Consider the following 12,559-nt stretch of genomic DNA (forward strand, 5'->3'; position numbering starts at 1 on the left):
GGTTATGAAAACTAGAAAAGGTTTGGTTCAAATTAATGAACTAAACCTTTTTGCTTTACCTTAAAATCAATTTTTCTAAATTGCCTATAGCAGTTTTCGCAGATCTAGCCACGCTCAAAGTCTTACTATATTTACGGTATTTTTGACGCATTTTTATTAATTCTTGAGGGTGCTCAAACCAATAATCGATTCTTTGAGCTAGAACTTCACTGTTTTTTACTGGGAAACAATTATTTGGAGTTAAAGCATAACTAACAGTAGAAGAGAGCGGACTATCCGCAATTACTGGAACACAGCCACTAGCAAAAGCTTCCATACAGGCCATTCCTTCAATTTCAACATCTGCACAATGTACGACTAAATCTGCTTGGGACATGATTTGCCTTAATTTAACTGGTGGGAAGTACTGCATAACTGGTTTTTGAGGGAGTTGATTAGCCAACTTTTCGTATTCCTTTTTTAAAGGCCCTTGACCGGCAAAGATGAGTCGAATTTCTGATGAATGTTTGGTTAATTGCATTGCTTTGAATAAAGTCTCTTGTTTTTTCTCATGTGAAAATCTGCCGATACATAAAATAGTGAAGGGATGCCCAACCTTATCTTTATGAGAATTATTAATAAATTTGTCGCTAATGCCATTAGATACGACGAAAAGCTTTTGCTTAAAGTGGTTCTGTTTTAACCACTTAGCCACTTTTGCCGTAGGTACTTGTAGCGCATCACAGTTTTTAAAAGATTTTTCTCTAAAGAAAAGCATAAAGCACCAATTACCTAATCGATTATTGAGGAATGGTACTGAAGCCGTAACATTTTGCGGATAAATATGAAAAGTTCCGATTACTGGTTTACCTTGCTTTTTTGCTAATTTGGCAGCTCGCCAAGAAACTGGAAAGGGTGTTTCAATCTGGATAATATCAGCCCAAGTAACTGCTTTTATTAGAGTTTTTCTGATAGGTTTGGCAAAATGAAAACCTTGTTTGGCAATCAGTCCATGGATAAAAGGAATATTTATTTTTAATTCTGGAACAGGATAGTCAGCTTTTTCACCTGTTGAAAGAACTCGGACTTCTTGTTCCATCTTTTTATATTCATGGACAAACCGTTGGGTTGAAATGCACATTCCATTGCTTTGATTGAAGTAATCATCAATTACAATTAAGATTCTCATAATTCTCCCTTGATGTGTTGATAGAAAAAGTTCGTTATAATGTAACCATAGATTTGGAGATAAAATATGATCTTTGGTTTTCATCGACGACAAGTTATAAATAATATTAAGAAAAATGTAGCTAAAAAGCAATTTGATGCTAAAGCCGAACTGCATGACCCTGTTTTAAATAATAAAGAAACTAACAAGATAGTAAGCAAGTACTGGCAGTATACGAGAACTATCAGTTATCGATTATTTAATCCGCTTGTTCGCGTCGTTTTTAATATAGCATCTCAGATTTTAACTGGACGTTGCAGTATTGATGGAATAGAAAACTTACCTGATAGTCCCACTGCATTTATTACGGGTAATCATTACAATCAATTTGATGTGTTGCTAATAGGGAAATTAGCGTTAAAGAAACGTCAGCGTCTTTTTATTGTGGTTGAGGCAAGCAATTTAGCTATGCCACATCTGATCGGCTGGGCTGTGCGAAATTTTGATTCACTGCCGATTGATCATGATTTTCATTACTTAAGTCGTATTTTTCCTAAAAAGCTGGCTCAAGTGCTAAGCAAACCTGGCTGGATATTGATCTATCCTGAAGAAGAATTATGGTTCAATTATCGCAAGCCTCGTCCTCTGAAAAAAGGTGCTTATTACTATGCTGCTAAGTTTAACCAACCTATCATTTCAACCTTTACGGAAATTCAAGCAACATCTAAACGTGAATTATTTCAGCGAGATTTTTATAAGACAAAGAAAATTCTCCATATTTTGCCTACGATTTATCCTAATCCTGATTTGAAGATTAGAGAGAATATGCAAAGAATGGCGGAGATTGATTATCGTCAAAAGAAAGCGGCATATGAGAAATACTATCAGCGCAAGCTAACAACTGATTTTAGCTATGAAGATATTGCTGGTTTTAGTCCGAAAAAACATTTGCTTAATAAAAAGATTGATGATAATCAGTGAAAAAATGTATCATTAAAAAGTAATATCGAATAGAAAGAGAAGTAAATATGTTAAAAGATCAAAAGAAGTTTGATGAACTAGGCGAAAAGCTGTTTATGAAGGGTGTTTTGCAAAACTTTGAGCAAAAGCATGGTCCAATTAAAGGCAGAATGATGGTTACCGAAGGTAAAATTCCACCTGAAATGCTTGTTAAGTTGCAACCAGAACTGATGAAAAATCCAAAATTTATTGTAGTTGAAGGTAGCTTTGACTTTTCAAACTATATGATCGGAATGGTTATTGGCCTTAACCCTGTTCGTCCACTAGCTAATGGCTGGTTGATTCCACAATTGAACCATCCTGGTATTAAGCCTACTAAGAATTGGCAAGAATTCTTTATGGAAAAAGTTATGGAGAAAACTGATGATAATGGAAAGATCGATTTGCCACTTTATAGTTGGATTTCTGATAAGAGTGATTTAACTTTGAGCGATAAGGAAAAATAATTTGTGCTTAAAGTGAATAAAAATCTAGTTTTTGTTTTTAAAGAATGGCTTTGTTATAGGGATCTTTTAGTGTGTTCTCCACGTAAGTGGAGGTGATCCTAACTGTAGTGACTTAGAAAACTCCAAGCACCAGTGTTCTCCACGTAAGTGGAGGTGATCCTATGACGACCAAGACGACTGAAAAAGAAGAGAGGTGTTCTCCACGTAAGTGGAGGTGATCCTCAATTAAAGAAATGTCATTAGAGACTCAAGAGGTGTTCTCCACGTAAGTGGAGGTGATCCCCTAACCTGTTATCAAATTCTAAAGGGGTATTTGTGTTCTCCACGTAAGTGGAGGTGATCCTGATGATGATTTGCCGTTTTAGGAGGCATTCAGGTGTTCTCCACGTAAGTGGAGGTGATCCTTCCACAAACGCCAGAAGAACAACTCCAATTAAGTGTTCTCCACGTAAGTGGAGGTGATCCTAAAGGTTACGATCCTGTCACTATCAACTATGTGTGTTCTCCACGTAAGTGGAGGTGATCCTCATGACTGAAGAAAAGAAACAACAAACCAGCGGTGTTCTCCACGTAAGTGGAGGTGATCCTTAATAGAGAATTAGATAGTGCTAAGACTTTTAGTGTTCTCCACGTAAGTGGAGGTGATCCTAAAATTAACGCTGTTAAAAAAGAAGGCAAAAGGTGTTCTCCACGTAAGTGGAGGTGATCCCTGTAATTCTCTTCAAAACTAGGTGACGACAAAGTGTTCTCCACGTAAGTGGAGGTGATCCTTACTAAGTCAATTTAGCGAGGGCTTTCAAGACGTGTTCTCCACGTAAGTGGAGGTGATCCCAAGATGGGTTATTCTAGCAGTCACTATTACAAGTGTTCTCCACGTAAGTGGAGGTGATCCTAAACGTCTTTTTCAGCCCTTTCTCTTTTACGAGTGTTCTCCACGTAAGTGGAGGTGATCCCAATTGAAACAAGCTGGCGCTGAAAAGATTTACGTGTTCTCCACGTAAGTGGAGGTGATCCTTAAACGCAACTAGCGACTTCCGCGCCGAACTTGTGTTCTCCACGTAAGTGGAGGTGATCCTAAGTGTAAAGAGTTAAGGAACAAAAAACAAAAGTGTTCTCCACGTAAGTGGAGGTGATCCTATTATTTTCAGCGGTTGTTAGATTCACACTTAGTGTTCTCCACGTAAGTGGAGGTGATCCTTAGGCAAAGACTGCAAGAAACTAGACAAGCTCGCGTTCTCCACGTAAGTGGAGGTGATCCCATTCAGATCTAATCATGACTGATCCTTGGGGAGTGTTCTCCACGTAAGTGGAGGTGATCCTCAATTAGATTTTCTTTGCTGACTTTGCATTTAGTGTTCTCCACGTAAGTGGAGGTGATTCCTATTCAATTATCAAGCACAACTAGTTGCTAAAGTGTTCTCCATAAATGTGAAGGTATTATTTTAAAATTTAAAAATCTTAATAGAGGGAAAAATAATGAAAAAATTATCTAGGTATGCAAAAAATCTTTGGGGTAAGAAGGCCACTCAAGATAAAACTGAATTATGGTTACCTTTAATTGCACATATGATAGATACTAAGAATGTAATTAATTGGCTTTATAATCATTGGTTGAATCAAGGACAACGTAATCTATTTCTGCAAAACATGTCAGATATAGATGTACAAAAATTAGTTAGATTTTTAGGCTATATTCATGATATTGGTAAAGCAACACCAGCTTTTCAGACGAAGGAATCTTATAATCATGATCGTGATTTAGACTATGATTTGCTTGAGCATCTATTAAGAAATGGCTTTACTAATTTAGATCAATTGCATTTGGCGAATGCTCGTAGAACACCACATGCATTGGCTGGTGAAGCTATTCTTGAAAGAGAAGGACTAAATACTTCTGTAGGAGCAATTATTGGTGGTCATCATGGAAAACCTCAGAATGATGATTCTCTAAGAAATGTATTAGAAATTTACACTTCCAATTTTTATCAAACAGATACTCCACCGAATTCTAAAAATCATTGGTTAAATGTTCAAAAAGAGCTGATAAATTATGGACTCAATATCTGTGGTTACGATGATATTCAAAGCATTCCCAAGGTAAAACAACCGCAAGCCGTTTTACTAGAAGGTTTAGTCATTATGGCAGATTGGCTGGCTTCAAGTGAATACTTAAATGATAATTTTGATAAACCAATGTTTACCCTAATTCCTTTGCAAGAAGATTTTGATAATCTTGATATGAAGCAAAGATTCAGGAATGCACTCATGACGTGGTATCAAAATGATGTTTGGCAGCCAGACCCGGTTTCCGATGTGGCAAAAGAGTACCAAGATAGATTTAATTTTACTCCACGTGTGGTTCAAAAAACTATGTCAGAAGCTATTGGGAATATAAGTGATCCTGGGATCGTTATTGTAGAAGCTCCTATGGGAATTGGGAAAACCGAAATTGCATTAACTGCTGTAGAACAGATCGCAGGGTTAACTGGGAGAAATGGATTATTTTTTGGACTGCCAACTCAAGCTACTACTAATGCTATGTTTTCTAGAGTGGACAATTGGTTAACTAATATTGCCACTTCTGAGAATACAAATATTGGTATTAAATTAATGCATGGCAAAGCGCAATTCAATGATGAATATAGAGAATTACCAAAAGCCGAAAATGTTGATACTTCTGGCTCTGTAGTAATTAATAGTTGGTTTTCCGGAAAAAAGACTATTCTTGAAAAATTTACAATTGGAACAATTGATCAACTTTTGTTAATGGGACTAAAACAAAAACACCTTTTTCTTCGACATTTGGGATTAAGTGGGAAAATTGTAGTAATTGATGAAGTTCATGCATACGATATTTATATGGATTCATATTTATTAAAAGCAATTGAATGGTTAGGTGCATATCATGTTCCTGTTATCGCACTTTCTGCAACTTTGTCTGCAAGATTACGTAAAAATTTAGTACGAGCTTATGTAAGAGGTAAGTACAGCGATCCTAACAAGTATCAGGCAGAAGTAGGATGGCAAGACAATAATTCATATCCGTTACTTACTTTTTTAGATGGTCAAAGACTAAATCAAGTTGATAAATTTGATAATGAAGGTGATAATAAAACTGTTGTCAAGGTAAAGCGCTTGCAATGCGATGATGAAGAGCTAATTAATCATATTCAAGACAATATTAAAGATGGTGGAATTGCGGGTGTTATTGTCAATACGATTAAGAGAGCACAAGATTTAGCTCAACTTATTCCAACTGATATACCTGTTTTGATATTGCATTCAGCTTTCCTAGCAACAGATAGATCAAAGTTAGAGCAAAAACTGCAAAGTTTGATAGGTAAGAAAGCTAAAAGACCAGACAAATTAATAGTTATTGGTACTCAAGTTTTAGAGCAGTCTTTAGATATTGATTTTGATGTTTTGTATACAGATATTGCTCCAATGGATTTGATCCTGCAAAGAATAGGTCGTTTGCATAGACATCAAATAAAACGTCCGCTCAAATTGGCTTGTCCACAAGTTTTTATTATGGGAATTAATTCTTGGGGTGATTATGGAGATGCTAATGAAGCAATATATGATAAATATTTGTTGATGAAGACTGATTATTTTTTACCCGATCAAATTACTTTACCCATTGATATTTCTTGTCTAGTTCAGAAAGTTTATTCTAAAGAAAATGATAGTGAAATTGGTGGTATTTCCCAAGTAAAACAGAATTATCTTGATAAAAGAAAAAAGCTAAGAAAAAGGGCCAGTGTATTTCAAATAAAGCCACCACTTATCAATTTTAATATTCATGGATGGCTTGATAATAATCAACCTGGAGTAAGCAAAAATGAGGAACGTGCACAAGCAGCAGTGAGAGATACTAAGGAAACTATCGAAATTTTACTTTTAAAGAAAACTGAAACAGGAGTATGTTTGCTTAATGGTAAAAGTATTGAAGAAGATCAAGTAAGTTCAAAAGAAATTGCTCGACAGATTATTAGACTTCCTCATGCAGTGACTTTTAATATTGACGAGTCAATAGATAAATTAGAAACAATCACTTCAGAAAAGTATCCTGAATGGCAAAATGATATTTGGTTAAAAAGTGCTTTAGCTCTGACTCTTGACGAAAATAATAATGTTGAATTTAATGGATGGCAACTTCATTATTCTAAAAAAATTGGTTTAACTTATACAAAGGAGGCCCAGAATTGAAGCAATTAAGTTTTAATTTAATTACTGATCCTTGGATTAAAGTAATAGATAAAAATAACAACTTACAAAAAGTTTCATTAAGTACTTTGTTTAAAAACTCACAAGACTATAAGCAACTTGCTGGTGAAATGAAATCACAAGATTTAGCTGTTTTTCGCTTTTTACTTGCTATTTTGACGACAGTTTATAGTCGTTTTGATGCAAGTGGGAAGCCCTATGATGGTTTACAATTGGATGATAAGTTTCAAGTTATTCCTGAGGATCCTGACGATGTTGAAGATGAGGTAGATGGAGCTGATCCTAGTTTGGGTTCATCATCATTTGATGAAACTCAGGCTTTACTGAAAACTTGGGCAGATTTATACCATATCGGTCATTTCTCAAGTATTGTAGTTGAGTATTTGGAAAAGTATAAAGAAAAATTTGATATGTTCGGTGATACACCGTTTTATCAAGTAACTGCAGAAATATACGATTCTTTAGTTCCCGAAAAGAAAAAAATTAGTACAGGTTCAGGAACTACGGCTGTAAAACAAATAAATCGTACGATTTCTGAGAGTGCACATACACCTAATATATTTGCACCGAGATCTGATTCTTTTAAAAATCGAATCAAGATTGATGAATTAGTTAGATGGATAATAACTTATCAAAATTTCACTGGAGTTACCGATAAGACAAAAGTTAATGCTAACGAAAAATTTTCAGTTTCTGCAGGTTGGCTATATGGATTAAATCCTGTTTTTGCTCAAGGAGATAATCTATTTGAAACTTTAATGCTAAATTTAACTTTCTTTGATAAAGATGAAGATTTGAAATTAGTACCTATTCAAAGGCCTATTTGGGAGTGGGAGAAATTTTCTGATTATATTTCTTATCGATTGAAAGCAGAATTACCAGATAATATTAGTGAAACGTATACTATGTGGTCTCGAGTTTTACATATTGAATGGAATGGTAATGCACCTACTATTTTTTCGGCTGGTTTACCAAAAGTTTCAAGTGAAAATGCCTTCATTGAACCAATGACTACATGGAAGACTGATAAAAAAGAATTGGTCTATAAACCGAATACAAAATGGATTAAAACGGTTGGTGAATCAATGTGGCGGAATTTTGGACAATATATTCGTTTGAGTGAGAGCAATGAGCAAGAGAAAAAAACGATTCATCAACCTGGTATAGTGACTTGGTTGAATTTGCTTGAAAATAGAAAATTACTACCAGCTAATAAATTTATTAATTTAGCAACTGTAGGGCTGATTAGTGATGGAAATGCTACTTCGCAATCACCTGCAGTGGAAGTGTGGGATGAGATGAAAATTAAAGCGGATGTTCTTTTTGATTCAAACGAAAAAGTTGCTATTCATTGGCCAGTCGTGATTGAAGATGAAATTGATTTAACAAAGAAAGTTGTAAATTATTACTGGTCCTTGGTTAATAATGTGGGAAAACTCAGAGAATTAAGTGATCCTAATAGTTTTGCAAATAATTACAGTGCTGAACTTTATAATCAGTTGAATAATCCTTTTTTAAATTGGCTAAGTTCATTAAAAAATACTGATGACCGAAATAAACAAGCTTTTATATGGAGAACTACTTTAAAACAAATAGTCTTAAATGAAGCTGAAAACTTTGTACATTCAGCCTCTCCTCGTGATATTAAAGGCATTATTGACAAGGATAAGAAAACTAAAAATATATTTACTGAATATAAAAAATTTACAATTTTAGTTTTGTCTAAACTAAAGAAAGGATAGTGGTAAAGAATGGTAGCTAAAACATTGTCAAGTATTAATAAGATAATTTTGTCCTTGTACAATGATGGGAATATTAATAAGTCAGCTCTAGCAAATTTGAGGGCTTCTAATTCAATTAATAGTAAGCATATGACAGAAGTTTGGCCAATATTTTTTAAGTACATTGCTAAAGAGGATTTGAGTCAAAATTATAAGCCCAGTTACACAGAAATTGCTGTATTTACAGCAGTTAAATGTTTTGCAATTTATCAGCAAGGTAGCACTGAATGCACTTATGGAAAATCATATGGAGATAATGCAAAAGGATTAACTTTCTTTAATGCACTTGCAAATTTGCGTAAGGATGCTGAAGAAAAAGAGGCTCTAGACCGAAGAGTTCAAGCACTTTTAGCTACAAGCAATGTAGAAAGTGTTATTAATGGTATTATTCATACTTTACAAATACTGAAAAGTCATAATAAACACTTAGTAATTGATTTTGCTAAATTGGGTCAGGATTTATATCATTTTCAGTTTGATAGTTATTCTGCACGTGAAACTTGTCTTAAATGGGGAGAAGAATATTTTGCTGCAGATGCTAATTTAAAGAAATAAGGAGAATATAATAATGAATTTATTTCTAGATATTAATGTTTTACAAACCGTTCCATCATCTAATTTAAATAGAGATGATACTGGTGCTCCAAAAACTGCTATTTATGGTGGTGTTATGCGTTCTCGTGTATCTTCACAAAGCTGGAAGCGAGCAGTACGTCAAGCATTTCGTGCAGAAAGTCAAGATGCGCAATGGCTTAAAAGTTCAAGAACTTTAAAGGCACCTTTGCTTTTAGCAAATGAAATTCAAAAAATGGATTCATCTGTTTCTGATGAAGAAGCTATGAAGAAAAGTACAGATATTTTTTCAAAAGCAAGTATAAAGGTTGATAAGAAAACTAATCAAACGAAGGCACTTTTGTTGATTAGTGATGGTCAACTGAAAAAATTAGCTAAAGCAATTTTGGAAAATGAAGATATAGATAAAAAAGTAATAAAAAAGATTTTTAAAGAAGATAATTCTTTGGATTTAGCTTTATTTGGCCGGATGGTTGCTGACAATCCCGATTTAAATGTTGATGCTGCTTGTCAAGTAGCTCATGCAATTTCAACTCATGAAGTGACTCCAGAATTTGATTACTTCACAGCAGTGGATGATGAAAAAGAAGAAGGAACAGCTGGTTCCGCAATGATAGGTAGCTTAGAGTATAATTCTTCAACTCTTTATCGTTATGCGAATATTAATTTGAATGAGTTAATACATAATATAGGTTCTAAATTAAGTGTTGAAGGAATAAAGTTATTTATTAAAAACTTTATTTTGACTATGCCAACAGGCAAAGAAAATACTTTTGCCAATAAGACACTTCCTCAATATGTATTGATTACTTTGCGTGATGATACTCCTGTAAACTTAGTTTCAGCTTTCGAAGAACCTGTAAAATCGAGAGATGGGTATGTCAAAAAATCAATTGAAAGATTGGAGAAAGAATATATTGATACAGAAAGTTTCATTGATAAACCTATTTATAGTGTTGTTTTAAGTAAATATGATTCAACATTATCTAATCAAGCTGAAAATCTTACATCAATGATTGAAAGTGTTTCAAAAGTAGTTGATGAAAAGGTTGAAAAAAATGAAGACCATAACAATTAGATTAGCTTCTCCATTACAGTCTTTTGGAAATGAAGCAACATTTTCCCATAGAACTACTGAATTATATCCTACGAAAAGTTTAATTGTAGGAATGTTGGCAGCTTCTTTAGGGTATCGGCGTGATGATAGTAGAATTAATCAGTTAAATAATTTGCAGATAGCAGTTAGAATTGATCAACCAGGGAAAGTTTTAACTGATTTTCAAACTGTTGAGTTTAAACCAGATACGCGGAAATTAACATACCGTAATTATCTTCAAGATGGGGTATTTATTGTAGCAATTTCAGCACATGATAAGACTATAGATAAGTTGAAATATGCTTTACTGCATCCAAAATTTCAACTATATATAGGTCGTCGGTCAAATCCTATTGCTGGTGTTCTTAAAATTAATGAGTTTGATGATGATGCTCTAAAGGTATTGAAAAAACTAGATTGGCAAGCTTCAGAGTGGTATCAGAAAAAATATAAATCCGAAGAATATTTTGCTGAGATTATCGCTGATGCAAGTTTAAGTAAAAACAATAGTGGGAGTCTAGTAAAAGATGCTGTGGGTTCATTTAATCAACATAGTAGGTTTCATGATTATCGGGCAGTCGTTAATGTACATGTATCGTTGAAAAATAAGTTTTACCAAGAACACTCCACAAAACATGATATTTTTAATGCTATATAGAAAGGAGAGGCTATGTATTTATCAAGAGTAGAAATCGATCAAGGCAATAGACAGAAATTAAAAGATCTGACTCACCTTGGTGCATATCACAGTTGGGTAGAGAATAGTTTTCCTGAAAAATTTGGTCAAGACCGTCCACGTCATTTATGGAGAATAGACACACTTAGGCATAAAAGATATTTATTAGTAGTGAGTGCTGAAAAACCAAATTTAAATCTTTTAGATAAATATGGAGTTCCAGGTACTGCTGAAACCAAAAACTATGATCCTTTTCTTGAAAAAGTAAAACAGAATATGATTTATAATTTTAGATTAACTGCTAATCCGGTTCATCGTGTTACTCAACCTGGTCAAAAGAATGGTAAACTTTATCCTCATATAACTATTGAGAAACAAAAAGAGTGGTTAATTAATAGAGCAAAAAACTGCGGATTTGAAATTATAAAAGATGAGTCTGGAATTTATCAGTTTGATGTAGTTAGTCGAGATTGGCCTTTATTATTTCATAAAGGTACAAAAAGAGTTAGGTTAAGTCGGGTAAGTTTTGAAGGCCAACTTAAAGTTGTTGATTTAAAGCTATTTAAACAACATTTGATTTCTGGAATTGGTAAAGAAAAAGCTTATGGAATGGGGATGTTAACTATTATCCCAGTGAGAGCATAAAAATGAAGAAAAAATATGGTGCTAAGAAACCAGAGCTAGAAGAACTAGGGAGAGTTCGAGATCGAATAAGCTTTTTATATTTAGAACATGCTAAGCTTAATCGAGAAGATAGTGCAATTAAAGTATTAGATGATCGTGGGATTGTGCTTGTTCCTGTAGCTCTTATTAGTGTTTTACTTTTAGGTCCTGGTGTTGATATCACGCACAGAGCTATGGAACTCATTGGAGATTCAGGAACCGCTGTGGTATGGGTCGGTGAGAACGGTGTCCGACAATACGCACATGGACGAGCCCTTAATCATTCTTCGAGATTGCTTGAAGCACAAGCAAAATTGGTATCTAATAAAAGAACCAGAGTGGAAGTAGCTCGTAAAATGTATCAAATGCGTTTTCCAAATGAAGATGTTTCAAAATTGTCAATGGAGCAGCTTCGAGGAAAAGAAGGGGCTCGAGTAAGAAAAGTTTATCGAGATCAATCTCTTAAGACAGGTGTAGCTTGGGAGCGTAGAGAATATGATCCTGATAATTTTGAAGCCAGTACACCAATTAATAAGGCTCTAACTGAAGCTCATCAAGCACTCTATGGCTTGAGCTACAGTGTGATAGTAGCTTTGGGTGCATCACCGGGTTTAGGTTTTGTACATACTGGTCATGATCTTGCTTTTGTTTATGATTTTGCTGACTTATATAAAGCTAAATACTCAATCCCAGTTGCATTTGAAACTGTAAAGAAATTTGGTAAAGTTGACATTTCTGACAACACTAGATTGGCAATGAGGGATGCTTTTTCTAGTGGGAAACTACTTTTACAAATGGTTGCAGACTTGAAATATCTTTTGAATATTAAAGACGACACTGACGAGAATTTTGCTGTGATGCATTTATGGGATGATAAACAAGGATTACAGAATTTTGGAGTTCAGTATCATGAGATGGATGAAGACTAAA

The 12,559-nt window shown here is 34.3% G+C and carries 10 protein-coding genes and 1 CRISPR repeat array; of the genes, 9 read left to right on the plus strand and 1 reads right to left on the minus strand.

Annotated elements, in window-relative coordinates:
- Window positions 1–55: 55 nt before the first annotated feature.
- Window positions 56–1,168 carry a glycosyltransferase gene (locus BN1206_RS04620; protein WP_052542961.1) on the minus strand — a complete coding sequence of 371 codons (1,113 nt, stop codon included), beginning with the start codon at window positions 1,166–1,168 and terminating at the stop codon, window positions 56–58.
- 66 nt (window positions 1,169–1,234) lie between these two features.
- Between BN1206_RS04620 and BN1206_RS04625 the strand changes: the two genes are divergently transcribed.
- From BN1206_RS04625 to cas1e, 9 genes are all read left to right on the plus strand, one after another.
- Complete coding sequence (locus BN1206_RS04625) at window positions 1,235–2,128, plus strand: lysophospholipid acyltransferase family protein (RefSeq protein WP_052542962.1); 894 nt, start codon at window positions 1,235–1,237, stop codon at window positions 2,126–2,128.
- A gap of 47 nt (window positions 2,129–2,175) precedes the next feature.
- On the plus strand, window positions 2,176–2,613 hold the full coding sequence (locus tag BN1206_RS04630) for a hypothetical protein (RefSeq protein WP_052542963.1): 438 nt from the start codon (window positions 2,176–2,178) through the stop codon (window positions 2,611–2,613).
- 71 nt (window positions 2,614–2,684) lie between these two features.
- A CRISPR array of direct repeats spans window positions 2,685–4,054; the repeat unit is 28 nt; unit sequence GTGTTCTCCACGTAAGTGGAGGTGATCC.
- Window positions 4,055–4,089: 35 nt separating this feature from the next.
- The gene (locus tag BN1206_RS04635; protein WP_052542964.1) at window positions 4,090–6,822 is read left to right on the plus strand and encodes a CRISPR-associated helicase/endonuclease Cas3; all 2,733 of its coding nucleotides are present in this window, start codon (window positions 4,090–4,092) and stop codon (window positions 6,820–6,822) included.
- Entirely contained in the window at window positions 6,819–8,582 is a 1,764-nt protein-coding gene (locus BN1206_RS04640; protein ID WP_014565811.1) for a type I-E CRISPR-associated protein Cse1/CasA, read from the plus strand. Before BN1206_RS04635 ends, BN1206_RS04640 begins: the two co-directional genes overlap by 4 nt.
- Before the next feature lie 9 nt (window positions 8,583–8,591).
- Window positions 8,592–9,176 (plus strand): type I-E CRISPR-associated protein Cse2/CasB, encoded by a 585-nt coding sequence (gene casB / locus BN1206_RS04645; RefSeq protein ID WP_014565812.1) that lies wholly within the window; start codon window positions 8,592–8,594, stop codon window positions 9,174–9,176.
- Between the two features lie 13 nt (window positions 9,177–9,189).
- Window positions 9,190–10,272, plus strand: coding sequence for a type I-E CRISPR-associated protein Cas7/Cse4/CasC (gene cas7e, locus BN1206_RS04650; protein ID WP_052542965.1), 1,083 nt, complete (start codon window positions 9,190–9,192; stop codon window positions 10,270–10,272).
- Window positions 10,253–10,948 (plus strand): type I-E CRISPR-associated protein Cas5/CasD, encoded by a 696-nt coding sequence (gene cas5e, locus BN1206_RS04655; RefSeq protein ID WP_014565814.1) that lies wholly within the window; start codon window positions 10,253–10,255, stop codon window positions 10,946–10,948. Before cas7e ends, cas5e begins: the two co-directional genes overlap by 20 nt.
- Window positions 10,949–10,960: 12 nt before the next feature.
- Entirely contained in the window at window positions 10,961–11,611 is a 651-nt protein-coding gene (gene cas6e, locus BN1206_RS04660; protein WP_014565815.1) for a type I-E CRISPR-associated protein Cas6/Cse3/CasE, read from the plus strand.
- A 2-nt stretch (window positions 11,612–11,613) separates the two neighbouring features.
- Window positions 11,614–12,558 carry a type I-E CRISPR-associated endonuclease Cas1e gene (gene cas1e / locus BN1206_RS04665; RefSeq protein ID WP_052542966.1) on the plus strand — a complete coding sequence of 315 codons (945 nt, stop codon included), beginning with the start codon at window positions 11,614–11,616 and terminating at the stop codon, window positions 12,556–12,558.
- Window position 12,559 lies beyond the last annotated feature (1 nt).

This window comes from Lactobacillus sp. OTU4228 (assembly GCF_001006945.1).
GTDB lineage: Bacteria > Bacillota > Bacilli > Lactobacillales > Lactobacillaceae > Lactobacillus > Lactobacillus amylovorus.

What these genes read in the sequence shown, in the direction of transcription:
- BN1206_RS04630 (WP_052542963.1), top strand. Translation starts at nt 2,176, where the DNA reads ATGTTAAAAGATCAAAAGAAGTTTGATGAACTAGGCGAAAAGCTGTTT.
- BN1206_RS04635 (WP_052542964.1), top strand. Translation starts at nt 4,090, where the DNA reads ATGAAAAAATTATCTAGGTATGCAAAAAATCTTTGGGGTAAGAAGGCC.
- cas6e (WP_014565815.1), top strand. Translation starts at nt 10,961, where the DNA reads ATGTATTTATCAAGAGTAGAAATCGATCAAGGCAATAGACAGAAATTA.
- BN1206_RS04625 (WP_052542962.1), top strand. Translation starts at nt 1,235, where the DNA reads ATGATCTTTGGTTTTCATCGACGACAAGTTATAAATAATATTAAGAAA.
- cas1e (WP_052542966.1), top strand. Translation starts at nt 11,614, where the DNA reads ATGAAGAAAAAATATGGTGCTAAGAAACCAGAGCTAGAAGAACTAGGG.
- cas7e (WP_052542965.1), top strand. Translation starts at nt 9,190, where the DNA reads ATGAATTTATTTCTAGATATTAATGTTTTACAAACCGTTCCATCATCT.
- BN1206_RS04620 (WP_052542961.1), bottom strand. Translation starts at nt 1,168, where the DNA reads ATGAGAATCTTAATTGTAATTGATGATTACTTCAATCAAAGCAATGGA.
- cas5e (WP_014565814.1), top strand. Translation starts at nt 10,253, where the DNA reads ATGAAGACCATAACAATTAGATTAGCTTCTCCATTACAGTCTTTTGGA.
- casB (WP_014565812.1), top strand. Translation starts at nt 8,592, where the DNA reads ATGGTAGCTAAAACATTGTCAAGTATTAATAAGATAATTTTGTCCTTG.